Raw genomic sequence first — 17648 nt, 5'->3', positions numbered from 1 at the left:
GGGCACGATGACAGGCGATTTCGGATTGCGGGTGACACGTGGAACGGCGCTGCGACGTTCGGTGGCGCTGTGCGCGGTGACGCTGCTGGCCGGCTGCGCGCCAACCGTCACCGGTAGCGCGGTGTCGCCTGTCAACGATCCCTTCCACGTCGCCGACCTCCCGGCCAAGGACGGCCCGAGCGGGCTCCGCGACAACGCACCCGCAGCGGTCGGCAAGGTGCAGAACACCAACAACAGTGACGTCGACCGTCTGGCGTTGCAGGCGATCAACGACATCGCCGAGTACTGGCAGCACGACTACAGCGCGTCGGGCTTGAAGGGTTCGTTCAAACCCATCGAGAAGTTTCTGTCGTACGACGCCCGCGATCGCAACAGTCCGGAGGCGTGCGACGAGGACACCGCGGGACTGGTGAACGCTTTCTACTGTCCCAGCGAAAAGCTGATGGCCTGGGACCGCGGCGTCATGGTGCCGACCGGCCGCAAGTACTTCGGCGATGTCTCCGTCGCGGGGCTGATCGGGCACGAATACGGCCACGCCATCCAGTACATGGCGAAACTGGTGACTCGCAGTACGCCGGTCATCGTCCGTGAACAGCAGGCCGACTGCTTCGCCGGCGCGTATCTGCACTACGTCGCGGCGGGTGATTCCAAGCGGTTCATGATGAGTACCGGCGACGGCCTCAATCATGTGCTCGCCGGGCTGATCACCGTCCGGGATCCAACGCTGGGGCCGCACGACGACGACATGCTCACCGACGGCCACGGCACCGCGCTGGACCGAGTGAGCGCGTTCCAGCAGGGCTTCACCGTCGGGCCGCAGGCCTGCGCGGCCATCGATCTGGACGACATCAAACAGCGCCGCAAGGGCCTGCCGATGGAGCTCGAAGATGAGCCGACGGACGACGAGCACCGGTCCGCGGACCTGCCCGTCGACAAGGACACGATCGGCACGCTTGTCGAGTTGCTCGGGGTGATCTATTCCCCGAAGCAGCCCCCGAAGCTGACGTACGGTCCGGCGAAATGCGATATTTCCCAGGGTGATTCACCTGCCTTGTATTGCCCGTCGACGAACACGATCGCGGTGAACCTGCCTGCCCTGCAACAGATCGGGACCCCGGCCGACATGGCCGAGAAGTCCCTCATTCAGGGCGACAACACGGCATTCTCGATCGTGGTGTCGCGGTACATGATGGCGCTGGAGAGCCAGCGCGGGGTAAAGCTCGACAACCCTACGGCGGCCCTGCGCACGGCCTGCCTGACCGCGCAGGCCCAGCGCCAGATGGCCAAGCCGCACAACCTGCCCAGTGGTGCCAGCCTGCAGCTGACCGCCGGCGACCTGGACAAAGCCGTCGCCGGGCTGCTCACCAACGGCTACGTGGCCACGGCGGTCGACGGGCAGGGTGTTCCGGCTGCGTTCACCCGGATTGCGGCGTTCCGGGCCGGGCTGTCCACCGACGACGAGGGCTGCTACCAGCGCTACCAGTGAGGAGAGTGCATTCGTGAGCTCCGTCCCGCCGCTCATCGTGACACTCGGCGGCGCAATGTTCACCTTCCCGCCCGGCAAGGAGGTCATCGTCGGCCGTGGCGAGGCCTCGGACGTCAGAATCCCTGACGCCGGTCCCGGTGCCAAGCACGTGGTGTCGCGGGTGCATCTGCTCATCCGGGTGGACCCAGGGGTCGGTCAGTGGGTGGCGATCGACAAGTCCCGCAACGGAATCTTCGCCAACCGGACGCGCGTGCCGTCGGCCGTCATCAGCGACGACCTCGTGCTGGCCGTCGGCGCCCCCGACGGGCCGCAGTTGCATTTCCGGACGGCCACGCAGGTCATCCCCGTCGCCAAATACCGGCAGCCACCGGCACAGACGGCGCCCCCGCGACCGACGCAGCCGGTACAGCAACCGCCGCCACGGCCGGTTCAGCAGCAGGCGCCGCGTCCGCCGGCGCCCACTCCCCAACGTTCGTCGGGTCCGCCCCCTGGCGCGGTCACCATAGGGCGGCATTCGACCGCGACCATCAAGGTCGAGGATTCGTTGGCCTCCCGAATCCACGCCTACTTGTTGCCCGCCCCGACCGGAACGCAGTTATACGACAATGGTTCGGGCAACGGCACTTTCGTCAACGGCCACCGCGTCGAGGCCGTCACCCTGCGTCCCGGCGACGTCATCACCGTCGGCAACACCGACCTGGTGTTCACCGGCGGTACCACTGTCCAGTCGCGGCAGGCGGTTGCGACCGGTGGCATCGAGGTTCGCCAGGTCGGCCTCGCCATCGACGGCCACCAACTGCTCACGAACGTCTCGTTCGACGCCCGGCCCGGCACCCTCACGGCGGTGATCGGCCCGTCGGGCGCGGGCAAGTCGACGTTGATCAGGCTGCTCGGCGGCGTCACCAAACCCACGTCCGGGCAGGTCACCTTCGACGGACACGACGTGCACGCACACTATGCGTCGCTCCGTTCGCGGATCGGCATGGTGCCCCAGGACGACGTGGTGCACCGGCAGTTGACGGTCGATCAGGCGCTGAACTATGCCGCCGAACTCCGGTTGCCGGCGGACACGAGCAAGGACGACCGCCACGCGGTGGTGGAGCGCGTGCTCGCTGAGCTGGAACTCACCCAGCACCGTGACAAGCGGGTCGACAAGCTGTCGGGCGGCCAGCGCAAGCGGGCCTCGGTGGCACTCGAATTGCTCACCGGCCCATCGCTTTTGATCCTCGACGAGCCCACTTCCGGTTTGGACCCGGCGCTGGACCGGCAGGTCATGCAAATGCTGCGTCGATTGGCCGACGCTGGACGCACGGTGCTGGTGGTGACGCACTCGCTCACCTACCTCAACATGTGCGACCAGGTGCTGCTTCTGGCGCCCGGCGGCAAGACCGTCTACGCGGGGCCGCCGCAAGCGGTCGGCTCGGCGATGGGGACCCAGGACTGGGCGGACATCTTCGCCTGGGTCTCGGCGAATCCCGATGCGGCGCATGCGGTGTTCCTGCAGACCAATCCGGCCGCCAACCGACCACCGGCACCGCCGGAGCCCGCCGGCCCGCTCGGCGCACCGGCCCGCACCAGTACCGGTCGCCAGATGCTCACCGTCTCGCGCCGGCAGTTGCAACTGATCTTCGCCGATCGGATCTACACCAGCTTCCTGCTGCTGTTGCCGTTCATCCTGGGCGCGATGTCGCTGATTGTGCCGGGGGACACAGGGTTCGGCGTGGCTACCGTGGGCCACTCCCCCAATGAACCGAACCAGTTGCTCATCGTCGCCAATATCGCAGCCGTGTTCATGGGGACCGCGCTGACGATCCGTGATCTGGTCGGCGAGCGCACCATATTCCGCAGGGAGCAGGCGGTCGGGTTGTCGGCCGCCGCGTACCTGTCCGCCAAAATCCTCGTTTACAGCACATTCACCGCGATCCAGACGGCAATCGTGGTGGCGATCGTGGTGATCGGCAAGGGTGCGCCCACGCAGGGCGCATTGCTATTGGGCAGCCCGACCCTGGACTTCTACGTGAGTCTGACTGTGGCAGCGATCGTTTCGGCGATCCTGGGTCTGCTGCTGTCCTCGGTGGCACGGTCCAGCGAGCAGATCCTGCCGATGCTCGTCGTCGTCATCATGCTGTCGATCGTGTTCTCCGGCGGCATGATCCCCGTGACGGGACGTGTCGGCCTGGATCAGGCGTCGTGGTTCCTGCCCGGCCGGTGGGGATTCGCAGCCTCGGCCAGCGTCGTCGACCTGCTCAAGATTGCCCCGCTCATGTCCGTCGACGATCAGCTGTGGCACCACGAATTGCGTTGGTGGGCAATGGATATCGGTGTCCTGGTATTGCTGGGCGCAGTCGCCGGTTTCGTGGTGTACCGGCGGCTCCGGCTGCCGGGCGGTGGCGCGAAGGCGGGTACCTCGAAAGCGGTGATGATTGTCGTCGGTGTGATCCTGGCCGCGGCATTTGTGGCCGGCATGACCTACCTGACCAGGGACTCCGGTAACCGGTCGACGCAACCGACGGCGCCCGCGGCGCCGCCCAAGGCAGCTCCCCCGGGACACCGCATCAATCTGGCGAACCTGCTCCCCGACGGCAAGGCAGTGAGCGCTGTCATGCAGTCTCCTCCGATGGCCACAGCGACCATCGTTACCGCGGAAATTCCAAGGAGCGGTACGGCCACTCCCCCGCCGTGCGCAGGCGTCGCGGACGCGGGAAGTGCCACGACCTTCGCGCCGGGATTCACGGGGATGTCGGGTATGGAGCTGCACAACCCGGCGGACCCCAACCTCTGGGTGGTGGCTTATGCCGTTGGCTACCCAGGACAACAAGCGGCAGAGCGGATTCCGGCCGCAGCGCCATGGGCGGGATGCGCGAATGCGGCTGTCACATTCACGGCCGATGGCCAGCCGCCGCGGCAACTGGCGGTCGGCGCGATCGTCCCCGACAACGGCACTCTCACAGCGGTGTTCACCGAGCCGGGGCGCAGCTGCCAGCACGTGCTGACCACCAAGGCTGATGTGGTGATCGACGTCTTGGCATGCAGCGCGACTGGCGGCACTCAGGCGGCAGAACTGGCCAAGCAGATCGCTGACAAAGTCAGCTGACGGAAGGAACAAATGAATCCGAACCCAGCTCGGCGGGCGGCGTTGAGCGTTGGTGTGGCGGTTCTGGTGGTGGCGGGGTGCGGGGCCACCGATCGGAAGGTTTCTGGAACGGCCACTGCGCCAGCTACAGCCTCCGCTGCCCTAACTACGCCGACATCAGCTGCCGCCAGGCCCGTTGATGATGCCGGGCTGCCGCGGCTGTTGGGTTCCCCGTCCGAGATCAGCGATGTGGTGGGTGTCGCGATGACGCCCGAGGCCATCTTCCGGAAGCCGGATACCAGGCTCAGGGTCGAGCCCATTCGGTGCATCGAGGCTGTCATGCCAGGTCTCGACACCGCTTCCTACTACAGCCGAACGGGTTTCGCAGGCCAGCTTCTCCACAGCGGCCAGCACGATCAAGTCGTGCAGGTCATTGCCGCGTTTCGGACGGATGCGGACGCAGCCGACTTTCGGGACATGACCGCTCGAACTTGGCGGTCATGCCAGAACCAGCAGGCGACTGTCAAGGGCGGTCAGACCACCCTCACATATTCATTGACCAGCGTCGAAGTAGTCGATTCCGTTGTCAGCGTTGCGATGTCGGGAACGGCCCGAGACGGCACCGCAGTCCCCTGTCAGCATGCGTTGGGTGCCCGAAGGAACGTGATCATCGATGTGCGGGTGTGTACGCCGAACGTTGCGAACAGGGGTCGCGATCTATTGGCGAGGATCGCGGCCGGCCTGTAGATCAGCGGATGACGCTCATCAGCGGAACGAAGTTGGTATCGAGATACTCGGTGGCGAGATAACCGCCCGGATCGGCAAGTGCCGCAACGGTATTCGGGTCGTCAACGATGATCATCGACCCGCGGTAGGCAGCTAACTGATAAGGAAGTCCCGCTGCCCCGCCGTTACCCGCGGCCTTATCGGTGCGCACGACGACCAGTACTTCAGTGCGGACCTGAAACAATTTCGACTGATCTGCCATCGACTGGCTCGAACTGCTGTCACCGGGTTGACGTCTTAGGCTGGCATCGTAATTCAGGCCGAGGGAACTGAGATAGTCCGCCGCGTTGGATGGCGTCAGCGTCTGACTGACGCCATCGTCCGACACATGTATGACCTGGACGCTCTTCCCCGCTGCCTGCGGATTTTGATTTTTGAGATCGGTTTGTTGGGACGCCACCTGGTTGATGAGATTGTCGGCTTCCCTGTCGCGGCCGACGATCTTGCCGATCCATTTGAGCTGGGTCTGCCAGTTCCACGCTCGGCTGGTGTCTTTCGGCTGCGTCACGGTCGGGGCGATGGCCGCGAGGCGCTGGTACGTCGCGTCGTCGATGTCGCCGGTCGCGATGATGACGTCGGGTTTCGCGGCCTGAATGGCGCTGGTGTCGATGAAACCGACGGTGTCCTTGACCGACGGATTCCCGGTGATCTTGGACTGCAACCACGAGGGCAGGGATTTACCTGCGCCGGCAATCGCCACGGGTTGTAGGCCGAGCGACAGCACGGCGTCGGCGTCACCGGGGCCCAGGGCGGCGACAGCTGTTGGCGCCTTGGTGATTTCGGTGCTGCCGTGTGCGTGGGTGAACGACTGCGCGGTGTACGTGGGGGCTGCGGGCTTGCCGATGAGCAGTATTGAGGCGACGACCACGATGACGGTGATCACCGCAGCTACTCCGGCGCCGATGACCAGTCGACGTTTGCGCGAACTGTTCGGTGGAGTAGATGGGGGACGGGGCGCCGCCATCTGGGGAGGCATCTGGCCGCGTGGCGGGCCGGGTGGGTAGGGGCCGCTGAACTGTCCGCTCGGATACGTCAGCACGCCGCTGGGTGGTGTCGGCTGCCGCGGCGGCCATGATTGCGCCCCCGGGGGCGGCAGCTGGCGGGGTGCGTGTGGCGCCGGGCCACTGTTCGCGACGGCGGCCGTGGCCGCGGCGGCGAATTCTCGCGCGGTCTGGTAGCGGGCGTTGGGATCCTTGGCCATCCCCCGAGCGATCACTTCGTTCAGCGCCCACGGCAGGTGGGGCACCCGATCGGTGACGCGCGGGATTTCACCTGTTACGTGTGCCGCGGCGATCGCGGCTATGCCGCCGGGCAGCCCCCCGTACGGTGTCTTGCCGGTGAGCAGCACGAAGAAGCTGCAGGCCAGAGAGTAGACATCGGCCCGAGAATCGACGTGCTGCCCACTCAGGGCTTCGGGCGGGGCGTAGGCGATGGACGCCATGACCGAGCCATCGGTGGTCAGGTGTGCCGCATCGTCGAACGCTCGGGCAATTCCGAAGTCCGCCAAGAAGACTCGTTCGTCATCGCCGGGATCGTCTGCGTTGGCCAGCAGAAAGTTGGCGGGCTTCACGTCGCGATGCATGATGCCGCGCCGGTGTGCGTAGTCGAGAGCCTTGGCGACTTCGGTGATGATGCGGGCCGCCCGCGCGGGTGACATCCGGCCTGAGCGGACTTCCTGGTCGGCGTCGGTGCCCGCGACGTACTGCATAGCTATCCACAGCTGGCCCGCTTCGGTTTCACCGCGCGAGTAGACGGCGACGATGTTGGGGTGGTCAAGTGTGGCGGCGACATTGGCTTCGCGGAGGAAGCGCTCACGGAACTGGCCGTCGCCCTGGATGGAGGTCGTGAGGACCTTCAGGGCGTCGCTGCGGGGCAACTGGGGGTTCTTGGCTTTGTAGACCACGCCCATGCCGCCGACACCGAGGACCGATTCGATGGTGTAACCGGCGACGATGTCGCCGGGGTTGAAGGTCGATGTCATCGTGGTCCGATTATTTCGCAGTCAGCAGCAGATACTGGGACGCCATTCGTTGTGTGGCGTCGAACGGCTGCAGCGATGAAGCTGTGTAGACCCACCGGTCCAGCGATGCTGAGCAGGCAAAGACCCGTGCCCTTACGTCTGCGGAATCGATGGTCTGGCACTTGGCCGACGGTAGGCCGGGCACGGTGGGACCCGGCACGGTGGGGTTCTTACCGTCGGGCTCGGCCAGCTTCTGCGCGAGCTGGGTCGCGGCGGCAGCGTCTTTGGCCCGATAGAGGTAGGTGCCGCGTACCGAAATGACGTCTACACCGGCTGCCGTCAAAGTCGCAGATATTTTGATGGGGTCGTCGTCGAAGTGAAGAATGCCACGGGGTCCCCACAATCCTTGGTTGCCTCTGTGCTCCTTGGTGGGGACGGTCAGACGAAGTATTCCGTCGGGATCCGTCTGCATGGTGGCGAACTGGGCTGGATCGGTGGGGCGGAAACCGTCGATTCGGCTTGCCTGCAGGTCCAGCGACTTGGCTATTAGTTGCGTTGCCGTATCGAGGGTCTTGTCACTCGTCGCGTACTGATAGAGGACGTACGAGCCGTGCGGCGTATAGGAGGTGACGGTGAATTTGCCGTCGAACAGCGTGGACTGATGCGCCAGAGCCTCGGGGTGTCCGGGTATTGATAGCTGCTCATTGGGCGTGGCTCGATCGATGACCGGTGCCTGCTCTGAGAATTTGCGTGCGGCATCATTGGCCAGGTCTGGCGTTGGGAACCGCAGCACCAGAATTACCAACCCATTGTCGTGATCCGCGCCGCGAGTCGTTCCCCGACCGGAGCCGAACCCGTTGATCAGTTGGTGGTCGTTGGCAATCTGCACCATGGGACGTTCGACGCTGGTCAGTCCCGCGGCATCGAGGTACACGCCCGTCACATCCAAACCGATGCTGGTCAGGGTGGGATCGACTTCCCACGGCCCGACCACGAATTCTGCGAGACGTTCAGCGTCGATGAGCCGCCCGGACTCCGCGCCCGGTTTCAGCGCCGGCCCCGGCTTGGGTGCCGTCGGGTAGTTCCCGGGATTCAGCAGGCTCACGATGGCGTCGCCCGGCTTGAACGACGGGTCCTTGGTTGCTTCGCCGTTCGTTACCGTCGTGCAGCCGGCCAGCAGTGATACTGCGGCAACTGCTGCGGCCAACTCGGCGATCCTCATGACGCTCCCCATCGTCTCCCCTGACTGCACAGCTCCCCAGGGCGTGCGCAGTGACTCTCCGCGAACTGTACGCACTGGAGCGTCTGAGTGCGCCAGGCGACGCTAGGGCTGGGCGGGCGGATTACCGGCCGTGATCTCGGCGACCAGCTCGTTGAGCCGGGCCCGGTCGGCGTCGATGGACTCGGTGGCCTTGGCCGTCGCGTTGCCCAGGGCCTCGTTGATCCGGGCTTCGACGGTGTCCGCGCCGAGGCGGAGCAGGCCGTCCTCGATGAACAAATCCGTCAGCCAATGGTGGCCGTTGAGAGTGACCTCGACGGTCTTGGCTTCGTCGGTTGCGGTGAACGACTCGGTGTTCATCTTGGCGAGCTGCTCGTCCATGACCGACTGCAGGCGCTGGGCCTGCTGGAGAACCGCAGCGACCTCGGGATGCATCTCGATCATTTGTTGTCCTTCTTGTCATCGATCTTGGTGCGGCGCCGGTGCCCGATGACGCCGTCGGTGAACGCGCGGTCCTCCTTGTACAGGACCTCGTCGGGGGACAGATTCGCGTTGCGCTTCTTCTCCTTGCCGCCTTCGCGACCGCCGCCATGACCCATGCCACCCATGCCGCCACCCATACCGCCGCCGCCGACCGGGGGACGACCCGCAGCCTGACTGGCGCCACCTGCTGCCGCGCCACCGGCAGAACCCAACGCCGGCGCGACGGCCGCTGGCTGCATGGGCTGGCCGCCCAGTCCACCGCCGCCTCCACCGCCGGATCCGCCGCCCGCGCCGCCGCCGGCGGACGCCGGGCTCACGCTCGGGCCGTCGGGCAGGCTCGGCATGTCGGGCTTGTCGCCGCCCAAGCCGCCGGGCATCCCGCCGCCAGGTGAACCCTGACCGGATCCGCCTGACGGTGAGCCACCACCGGAAGGTGAACCGCCAGAAGGTGATCCGCCGCCCTCGGGCTTCTGGGCTCCGGCGCCGGCGGGGTTGACGCTCGGCGATTCCGGCATCGACGGCGTCGCACCGCTCGGCGCGCCGCCGCCCGGGGTCCCGCCTCCACCGGACGGGCCACCTCCGCCAGGTGCTTGGGGCGCGCCCGTGCCGTTGCCGTCTTTCTTCGCCACATCCCCCGGCTTGACGGCGGGCCACGCGGACGAGCCGAAGTTGGGCGGGGGCGGTGTGACGAGGGAACGAATGGCCGCCTGCTGGGCGTACTTGGCCCGCACGGTGTCGGATTCTTGTTGCTTGGTGGCGTGGCCGGTGAAGAAGTCGTATGCCGCCTGGCCCACGGTCGCCAGCACACTGGCATTCTCGTAGTCCGCCACGTCCTGCATGCTGGGGTGCTCGGGTCGCCTGCCGCCATGGATCGCGGACAGGTCGATGGCCTGGACGGCCAGGTTATTGGCGGCCGCGGTCATCGCTGTCAGCCAGGTCGAGTAGTCCTTGAGCGCTTGTTCTGCGGCTTCGGCGGCTTCGCCCTCCCACTCGACGCCGGCCATGTTGAACTTGCCGTTCAGTTCAGCGAGTTGCGCTGCCACTGCGGTCATCTTCGCGCCGAACTCGATCATCGAGGCCCCCTGGTCGCCGCCGTTGATCTGCGCAGCGGCCACCTCCCAGTCCATGCCGGGATTACTGGGATGCGATTCGGCTCCGCCAAGCGATTCGAGCATCCAGGGCAGGCTGCCGACCGGGTCTGAGGGGGCCGGCGCCGGGGGCAGGTTGGGAGTGATGGGTGCACCCCCGCCGGCGCCGAGCTTGGTGGCATCGATGCCGGATTTCCCGGCTGCGTCGGCTGCGTCGTAGGCCGCGGCGGCCGCTCGCAGGCAGGCGGCCAGTCGCCGATTCTGAGCCCTCCCGGCCTTGAGCGCGGCGTCGAGCTGCTGCAGGTTGTTCTTGAGGAATCCGGTGGCGTCTTGCGCGATGGTCAACTCGCATGGCGCTTTGGGTGCCGGCGGCAGCGTCGGCAGGTCGACGTCAACTTCGGCTGCTTTGGCATTCAGCGTCTCCGAGGAGACTTTCAATTTTCCGGCCATCTACTTGCTCCCCCTCACTTCTCCAGCGCCATCTGGAACCGGCTCTCCTCGCGCGGGTTGATCAGCTGGATGGGCAGCTGACGGTGGCGCGGGGTGTCGATGAAGTTGTGACGCAGCAGAATTCGTGAAATTCCTGGATGCGGCCCGAGGTAGGTGGTGGCATTGGGCCACACCACCTTCGGAACGTTCCCGATCCGGGCGTTGATGAATCCGGCGAATTCCTTGAATTGCGGCGCCAAGGTGACGACGGCTCCTGCCGCTGCCGAGCGGACCACGAACTGGGTGAACACGTGCGCGTCACCGAGGTTGATCGTGGAGTCGACGTTGTCGAACGGCATGTACACCGGATAGCGGTCGGCGGTCTCCCCCACCAGGACGCCGGCCGAGCCGATCGGCAGCTCGTAGTGCCGGTCGGTGATCGGGCTCAGCCCCTCCAGCGCGGCGCGCTGCCCACCGAACAGACACGAGAAGCCGCGGGGCGTCGTCGGCGTGGCCAGCGTCGTCAGCAGCACCGTCGCCGTCGGCGCTTGACCGGGCTTCACCCGGACCCGGGTGATCGTGTGGTCCGCGCGGGCCGACCACCACATGTTGGGACCGCCTGGTGCCGAGTAGGCAGCGGTAAATGTGCTGCGGCCCTTGATGGTTGACCATGTCTCGCGCTCGAAACTGATCGCGGTCGCCCGGTCATACTCCTCGAAGCTGCGGGCGGGGCGGGCGTCGATGCCGTGGCTGGCCAACTGGTCGGCGATGCGGGTGGTGGTCGCCACCAGATAGCTGGCCAGGCCGGAGACCCCGGTGGCGCGGCGCATTGCCGAGCGGCGCGTCTCGTCGGGGTTGGCGCGCAACACGATCCACGTCCGGCGGTTGGCCGGTGCGGCGTAGGGGCCGACCACTTGCTCGTACAGCGCGACGACGCTCGACGGGGCGGTCTTGCCGACGCGGTAGCCGGCCGAGACGACGTCCGCCTCGAGATCCGGTGCGTGCGCCGCGAGCAGCTGCTCCACCAGTCGGGTGTCGAGGTTGTCGTCCGTGAACGCCTCGCCGTTGACGATCACCGTCGGGGTGAACGAGCGCGGCACCAGTTCGACGACCGAGACCAGATGGTCACCCAGCCAGCGCACCGCGACGTGATCGCCGGGCATGACCGTCGCTCCGACGGCCGGCTCCGAGGGCGCCGGCGGAGCCACCTTGTGGCGGCGCCGCCAGGCGAACATCGCGGCGATCCAGCCCGTCAGCCGCCGTCCGCGGATGGCGAGGACCGAGAACAGCGCGATCAGGACACCGAGGGTGATGCCGAGCCACAGCAGGTTGAAATGCATGCACAGCAGCACGACGGCCGGCACCAGCGTTGCCGCCCATAACAGGTGCCCCGTGGTGAAGCGGAGCCCGAAGTGCTTCATCGGCGCCTCAGCGCCCGGCGGGTCACCGCACCCAGGCCGAGCAGCACGATCAGCGCGGCACCGGCCACGACGACCATGGTGATGGGTCCGCGGTCGGGCGGCGGGACGTACACCGGCGGCGGAATGCTCTTGACCTGGTACGGCGCCTGCTTCGGGCCGGCGGGAACGTCCCAGGTCAGCGCCGCCACCGGGTCGATGACACCGGCGCCGACGTAGTTGTCCACTCCCCCACCGGGGTGTCGCGCCGTCGCGGTGATGCGGGTGACGATCTGCGCGGCGGTCAGGTCGGGGAACCGCTGCCGCAGGAGTGCGGCCAGACCCGAGACGTACGCCGCGGCGAACGATGTGCCGTTGATGGGGATAGGGCCGTCCTGCCCGTTGAGGCCGTTGACGGGGTTGCCGTCGTAGCCCAGCGCGGTGGCGCCTTCGGCGGGCGCGGCGGCACCGACCCATGGGCCCGACATCGAGAAGTTGCTCGGCTGGCCCTGTGGCCCGATGCCGCCGACGGTCAGCACCAGCGGCGAGTACCAGGCCGGCGAGACGATGGTCTGCACCTGCTTCCAGCCCCGCGGGTCCGACGGCACGGCGGCGTCCGGCGGTGGGTTCTGGGTGCAGTCCTGGCCGGTGTTGCCGGCCGCGACGACCACCACGGCGTTCTTGACGTTCACCGCGTAGGCGATGGCCGATCCGACGGTGGTCTCGTTGATGGCCCGGGTGACCTTGTAGCAGGCGGCTTCGGAGATGTTGATGACCTGCGCACCCATGTTCGCGGCGTGCACGATGGCGCGGGCGAGGCTGCGCAGCGACCCGGCGGTCTGGGTGGTGTTGGGGTCGTTGGGATCACTACGGGAGTCCTTCGGCTGGAAGGCCTCCGAGGTCTGGCGCAGCGACAGGATGCGGGCTTCGGGGGCGACACCGATGAACGCGTCCGTCGGCGCCGGGCGGCCGGCGATGATCGACGCGGTCAGCGTGCCGTGGGCATCGCAGTCCGACAGGCCGTTGCCGCCTTTGTCGACGAAGTCGCCGCCGGGCTCGGCGGGCACCCGGGGCGAGGCGTTCACACCGGTGTCGATGACGGCGACGGTGACGCCCGCTCCGGTCGCGAACTTCTGTGCCTCGGCGAGGTGCAGATAGTCGGCTGCCCAGGGCTTGTCGGCGAAGTTGGTGTTCGGCAGGACGGTCGGCCCAGAGCAGATCTTGCGCTGCTCCATCGGCTGATCGGGGCCGGTGTCGTCGGGCGGGACGGCGCCGGGGTCGATGGCCGGCGGCTCGATGGCCAGTGCGGGCGGGGTACTGGCGACAGCCAGCAGCAACGCCGCAGCCAGGGCGGCTAGACGACGCACGAGCAACCGCCCCCACCATGGGGACGGCCGCTCGTGATGTTCCGAGTCCCCCGTGACATTTTTCCCGCTACGACACCGCCGTGTTCCGCGATGCCCTCCCCGTACGCAGCTAGCACGAATTCATACTAGTGGTGCGTAGCGGGGGCTCTGTGCGCTTTCTGTGGCTGCTGGGAGCGACCCCGAGCGAGCCGCGTCAGGCGTCGAGGTCCTGGGACACCAGGTCAGCGATGGTCGCCACGGCCGTTTCGTCGTCGGATGCCACCGTCACCTGCGCTCCGTTGCCGGCCCCGAGCGTCATGATCATCAGCGCCGAGCCGGCGTCCACGGGTTCCCCGCCGTCGACCGCCAGGGTGACCTGCGCGCCGGAATTGATGACGGCCTCGGAGATGACGGCTGCCGGACGGGCGTGCAGGCCGATGGCGGATCCGACGGTGACGGTCTTGCTGGGCATGGCTTCTCCTTGTGATTGTTGGATTGGTTGTGCTTGATCAGGACGGTTCAGCTGGCGGCGGGCTGCAGGGCCGCGGTGGTGTCGACCGGCGGAAGCGACCTGCCGGCGCTCTTGGCGGCGATCACCGCCAGCGCACTGCAGACGGCGCCGACGAGGACGGCCACCACGAACCAGACGAGGTTTCCGATGGCGAAGAAGACGAAGATGCCGCCGTGCGGTGCCTTGGACGTCACGTCGAACGCCATCACCATGGCGCCGGTGACCGCACCGCCGAACATCATCGACGGGATGACACGAAGCGGGTCGGCGGCGGCGAACGGGATGGCGCCCTCGCTGATGAAGCATGCACCGAGAAGCCAAGCGGCCCGGCCGTTTTCCCGCTCGGGTTCGGTGAACAGGCGGGGCCGGACGGTGGAGGCCAGTGCCATGGCCAGCGGCGGCACCATCCCGGCCGCCATGACGGCGGCCATGATCCGCAGCGATGCGACGTCGGTGATGTTGAGCCCGGCGGCGGCGAAGGAGTAGGCCGCCTTGTTGACCGGTCCGCCCAGGTCGAAGCACATCATCAGGCCGAGGATGACGCCCAGCAGGATCAGCGAGCTGCCGGACATGCTGCCGAGCCAGTGGGTCAGGCCCGAGGTGACGGCGGCCAGCGGACGGCCCAGCAGCAGGAACATGGACAGGCCGACGATCAGCGAGGCGCCGAGCGGGATCACCACCACCGGCATCAGCCCGCGGAACCACTGGGGCACCTTGAATGACGCGATCCACAGTGCGGCGAATCCGGCGATGAGGCCGCCGACGATGCCGCCGATGAATCCGCCGCCGACGGTGACGGCCACCGCGCCTGCGGTGAAACCCGGTGCGATGCCGGGGCGGTCGGCGATGGCGAAGGAGATGTACCCGGCGAGCGCGGGGACGAGGAAGCCGAAGGCCAGCCCGCCCAAGGTGAACAGCACGGCACCGAGGTACTGCATCAGACCGCCCGCGGGCAGGTTGGTCAGCGAGTTGGTGGTCGCGATGATGTGCGCGAGCGAATCCGATTGTCCGGCAGGCTTGTTGGCGATCTCGTAGCCCCCGAACAGGAAGCCCAGCGCGATCAGCAGGCCGCCGGCGGCCACGAACGGGATCATGTAGCTGACGCCCGTCAGCAGGATCTGGCGCAGTCGTGTGCCCCAGCCCAGCCCGCCGCGGGCCTCGTCGGCGGCAGGGGCCGCGGTGTCACCCTGTACCCGGGCGGCCTGCGGATCCTTCGCCGCTGCAACGGCTTCGGCGATCATGGTGTCGGGTTCGTTGATGGCCCGCTTGACCCCGGAGGCGACGACGGGCTTACCGGCGAACCGCTGTTTGTCCTTGACGCCGACATCGGTGGCGAAGATGACGGCGTCGGCGGCGGCGATGGTCTCCGCCGACAGCGGGGTGGAGCCGGACGAGCCCTGGGTTTCGACGGTGAAGTTCACACCGGCGCGGTCGGCGGCCAGTTTCAAGGCGTCGGCGGCCATGTAGGTGTGGGCAATCCCGGTGGGACAGGCGGTGATCGCGATGATGGAGGTCTTGGGCTCGGGCTCGGCAGCAGGAGCGGCCGGGGCCGGCGCCGCGGGCGTCGCCGGGTCCGCCGGCGCCGGGGCGACGACATCCTCGACGAGCGCGACCACTTCGTCGGCGGTGCCCGCGGCACGCAGCTGTTCGACGAAATCCTTGCGGACCAGGGCCCGCGCCAGGCTCGACAGCAGCTTCATGTGCTCGGCGCCGCCGGATTCCGGTGCGGCGATGAGGAATGCGAGGTCGGCGGGACCGTCGGGCGCCCCGAAGGGGACCGCGGGAGCCAGGCGGGCGAAGCCGATGGTCGGTTCGTCGACATGGGGCGATCGGCAATGTGGGATCGCGATACCGCCGGGAAGCCCGGTGGCCGACTGGGATTCGCGCGCCAGGGCGGCCTCGACGAGTCCGTCACCGTTGGTGGCACGGCCGGTCTCGGCCATTCGGGCCGCCAGCAGTTCGATCACATTCTGCTTGTCGGGACCGGCGTCGACGTCGAGTGCGACGAGGTCCGAGGTGATGATCGGCATCGGGGTTCCTTTTGGCTGGGACGGGTCAGAGGGGGGCGGAGGCGGACGTGACAGCCTGAACCTGAACGGCTTTCACGTCGATCTGTTCCGGGGTGGGCAGTGCGGAACCCGGTAACGAGGCAGCGGCGCTGCCGTAGGCGACGGCCGTCTGGAGCCTTTCGGCCGGCGTAGCGCCGGCGATGGTGGCGGCGAGGTAGCCCGCCAGCGACGAGTCGCCTGCGCCGACGGTGCTGCGCGGCACGATCGACGGGGCCGTGGCCGCCCACGTCCCGTCGCCGTCGACCAGGACTGCGCCCGCGCCGCCGAGGGTGACGAGGACGGTGCCGGCCCCGCGGTCGACGAGCTGCCGCGCGGCGGACACCACGGGCAGCGGATCACCTTGCGCGGCAGCCTCTTCCAGCTCGTGCGCGGAGCGGCCGGTCAGCCAGGCCAGTTCCTCGGAGTTGGGCTTGATCAGGTCGGGCGCCGCGGTCGCGAACGCTTCGGCCAGTGCCGTGAGCGGACGCTCGGAGGTGTCCACCGCCACGCGGCACGGCAGGGCCGCCAGCCGGGCCACGATGTCGGCGTACCAGTTGTCGGGTACCCCGGGCGGCAGCGATCCGGACAGCACCATCCAGGTGGCGCCCGCCGCGTGGTCGCAGACGGCGGCGGTCAGTGTTGCCAGCGCGGCGGCGTCCAGATATGCCCCCGGTTCGTTGAGTTTGGTTGTGGTGCCGTCTTTTTCGGTGATGGTCAGGTTGCTGCGCACGACGCCCGGGATGGCGATGTTGTGGAACGGCACGCCGCGCGTCGCCAGCCCCGCCAGGATCGGATCGTGGTCGGCGGCCGGCAGCAGTGCGACGGTGTCGACACCGTTCTGGGTCAGGGCGCGAGATACGTTGACGCCCTTGCCTCCCGGCTCGGTGGAGACAGGCGTGAGGCGGTGCACCGCTCCCCTGGTCAGCGGCTCGTCGAGCGCGAGGGTGCGGTCCAGGCTCGGGTTCAAGGTGACGGTGACGATCATGCGTCGGCCTCCGCGCAGATGACGTCGACGCCGGCGTCGATCAGCTGTTGGCGCTCGTGGGCGCGGATCTCGGTGTCGGTGACGACGGTTCGCACGGCTGACAGTGGCGCGAAACTGACCAGGTCTTCCCGGCCGAACTTGCTCGAATCCGCGGTGACCACAACGTGATTGGCGCAGTGGACCATGGCGCGCTTGATGGCGGCCTCGTCGCTGTCCGGGGTGGAGAAGCCGTGCCGGACGCTGATGCCGTTGGTGCCGAGGAAGGCGACGTCGACGCGCAGGGAGTCGAGTGTCCGCAGGGCCTGCTCCCCCACCACGGCCTGGGTGATGCTGCGGACGCGGCCGCCCAGCAATTGCAGGGACACCGTCGGATTGGACGTCAGTTTCGCGGCGGCGGGGATGGAGTTGGTGATGACGACGAGGTCGCGGTCGGTGGGGATGAGCTCGGCGATCCGGGCGGTGGTGGTGCCGGCGTCGATCAGCACCGTTCCGCCCGTGATGGGCAGCAAGGTGGCGGCTGCCGCCGCGATGGCGGCCTTCTGCTGGGTCTGGGTGGAATCGCGCTGGACGACCCCCTGCTCGACCAGGTGCAGGGTGCGGGCGGGCACCGCTCCCCCGTGCACCCGCCGGATGACGCCGGCCTTGTCGAGGACGTCGAGATCGCGGCGGACGGTTTCGGTGGTGACGTCGTAAGCCTCGGCCAGGTCGTTGACCGAGGCGCGACCGTCGGCGAGGACTCGCGCGGCGATGGCTTGCTGCCGTTCTTCCGCGTACATGACCCTCCAAGTTGTGGGAATTCATCCGGTTCGATCTTTGTATTGTTTGTTTTACGCTTGG

General features: G+C 67.6%; 13 protein-coding genes. 3 read left to right on the top strand and 10 right to left on the bottom strand.

Annotation, left to right across the window (positions count from 1 at the left end; all coding sequences use genetic code 11):
• Positions 1-7 precede the first annotated feature (7 nt).
• From QRN63_RS07575 to QRN63_RS29635, 3 genes are read left to right on the top strand one after another with little or no spacing between them, the layout of a single operon-like run.
• On the top strand, positions 8-1486 hold the full coding sequence (locus tag QRN63_RS07575) for a neutral zinc metallopeptidase (RefSeq protein ID WP_285030227.1): 1479 nt from the start codon (positions 8-10) through the stop codon (positions 1484-1486).
• 13 nt (positions 1487-1499) lie between these two features.
• Positions 1500-4580 carry an ATP-binding cassette domain-containing protein gene (locus tag QRN63_RS07570; protein WP_502888095.1) on the top strand — a complete coding sequence of 1027 codons (3081 nt, stop codon included), beginning with the start codon at positions 1500-1502 and terminating at the stop codon, positions 4578-4580.
• Between the two features lie 12 nt (positions 4581-4592).
• Entirely contained in the window at positions 4593-5306 is a 714-nt protein-coding gene (locus QRN63_RS29635) for a sensor domain-containing protein (RefSeq protein ID WP_350224435.1), read from the top strand.
• 1 nt (position 5307) lies between these two features.
• Here the strand turns inward: QRN63_RS29635 and QRN63_RS07555 are convergent, their stop codons facing one another.
• From QRN63_RS07555 to QRN63_RS07510, 10 genes are all read right to left on the bottom strand, one after another.
• On the bottom strand, positions 5308-7326 hold the full coding sequence (locus tag QRN63_RS07555; protein ID WP_285030225.1) for a serine/threonine-protein kinase: 2019 nt from the start codon (positions 7324-7326) through the stop codon (positions 5308-5310).
• A 10-nt stretch (positions 7327-7336) separates the two neighbouring features.
• Positions 7337-8527 (bottom strand): DUF7373 family lipoprotein, encoded by a 1191-nt coding sequence (locus QRN63_RS07550; RefSeq protein WP_285030223.1) that lies wholly within the window; start codon positions 8525-8527, stop codon positions 7337-7339.
• 102 nt (positions 8528-8629) lie between these two features.
• Positions 8630-8968 (bottom strand): YbaB/EbfC family nucleoid-associated protein, encoded by a 339-nt coding sequence (locus tag QRN63_RS07545; protein WP_285030221.1) that lies wholly within the window; start codon positions 8966-8968, stop codon positions 8630-8632.
• Entirely contained in the window at positions 8965-10545 is a 1581-nt protein-coding gene (locus QRN63_RS07540) for a PPE domain-containing protein (RefSeq protein ID WP_285030220.1), read from the bottom strand. Before QRN63_RS07540 ends, QRN63_RS07545 begins: the two co-directional genes overlap by 4 nt.
• 14 nt (positions 10546-10559) lie before the next feature.
• On the bottom strand, positions 10560-11945 hold the full coding sequence (gene eccE, locus QRN63_RS07535) for a type VII secretion protein EccE (protein ID WP_285030219.1): 1386 nt from the start codon (positions 11943-11945) through the stop codon (positions 10560-10562).
• Complete coding sequence (gene mycP / locus QRN63_RS07530) at positions 11942-13288, bottom strand: type VII secretion-associated serine protease mycosin (RefSeq protein WP_285030218.1); 1347 nt, start codon at positions 13286-13288, stop codon at positions 11942-11944. Before mycP ends, eccE begins: the two co-directional genes overlap by 4 nt.
• A gap of 193 nt (positions 13289-13481) precedes the next feature.
• On the bottom strand, positions 13482-13739 hold the full coding sequence (locus tag QRN63_RS07525) for an HPr family phosphocarrier protein (RefSeq protein WP_267319992.1): 258 nt from the start codon (positions 13737-13739) through the stop codon (positions 13482-13484).
• Between the two features lie 47 nt (positions 13740-13786).
• Complete coding sequence (locus QRN63_RS07520; RefSeq protein WP_285030216.1) at positions 13787-15808, bottom strand: PTS fructose transporter subunit IIABC; 2022 nt, start codon at positions 15806-15808, stop codon at positions 13787-13789.
• A 25-nt stretch (positions 15809-15833) separates the two neighbouring features.
• Positions 15834-16811, bottom strand: coding sequence for a 1-phosphofructokinase (gene pfkB, locus QRN63_RS07515; RefSeq protein ID WP_267319994.1), 978 nt, complete (start codon positions 16809-16811; stop codon positions 15834-15836).
• Positions 16808-17587, bottom strand: a complete 780-nt coding sequence (locus QRN63_RS07510; protein ID WP_285030215.1) for a DeoR/GlpR family DNA-binding transcription regulator — start codon at positions 17585-17587, stop codon at positions 16808-16810. The genes pfkB and QRN63_RS07510 overlap by 4 nt, the downstream gene beginning before the upstream one ends.
• Between the last annotated feature and the right edge of the window lie 61 nt (positions 17588-17648).

It is taken from the genome of Mycolicibacterium sp. lyk4-40-TYG-92, from assembly GCF_030209435.1.
In the GTDB taxonomy this organism is placed as follows: domain Bacteria; phylum Actinomycetota; class Actinomycetes; order Mycobacteriales; family Mycobacteriaceae; genus Mycobacterium.
The sequence above is the reverse complement of the archived record's forward strand: the minus strand, read 5'-3'. Positions and strand labels throughout refer to the sequence as shown.

Excerpts from the sequence above, each read along its gene's own strand:
- QRN63_RS07575 (WP_285030227.1), top strand. The coding sequence starts at position 8 with ATGACAGGCGATTTCGGATTGCGGGTGACACGTGGAACGGCGCTGCGA.
- QRN63_RS29635 (WP_350224435.1), top strand. The coding sequence starts at position 4,593 with ATGAATCCGAACCCAGCTCGGCGGGCGGCGTTGAGCGTTGGTGTGGCG.
- QRN63_RS07555 (WP_285030225.1), bottom strand. The coding sequence starts at position 7,326 with ATGACATCGACCTTCAACCCCGGCGACATCGTCGCCGGTTACACCATC.
- QRN63_RS07550 (WP_285030223.1), bottom strand. The coding sequence starts at position 8,527 with ATGAGGATCGCCGAGTTGGCCGCAGCAGTTGCCGCAGTATCACTGCTG.
- QRN63_RS07545 (WP_285030221.1), bottom strand. The coding sequence starts at position 8,968 with ATGATCGAGATGCATCCCGAGGTCGCTGCGGTTCTCCAGCAGGCCCAG.
- QRN63_RS07540 (WP_285030220.1), bottom strand. The coding sequence starts at position 10,545 with ATGGCCGGAAAATTGAAAGTCTCCTCGGAGACGCTGAATGCCAAAGCA.
- eccE (WP_285030219.1), bottom strand. The coding sequence starts at position 11,945 with ATGAAGCACTTCGGGCTCCGCTTCACCACGGGGCACCTGTTATGGGCG.
- QRN63_RS07525 (WP_267319992.1), bottom strand. The coding sequence starts at position 13,739 with ATGCCCAGCAAGACCGTCACCGTCGGATCCGCCATCGGCCTGCACGCC.
- QRN63_RS07520 (WP_285030216.1), bottom strand. The coding sequence starts at position 15,808 with ATGCCGATCATCACCTCGGACCTCGTCGCACTCGACGTCGACGCCGGT.
- pfkB (WP_267319994.1), bottom strand. The coding sequence starts at position 16,811 with ATGATCGTCACCGTCACCTTGAACCCGAGCCTGGACCGCACCCTCGCG.
- QRN63_RS07510 (WP_285030215.1), bottom strand. The coding sequence starts at position 17,587 with ATGTACGCGGAAGAACGGCAGCAAGCCATCGCCGCGCGAGTCCTCGCC.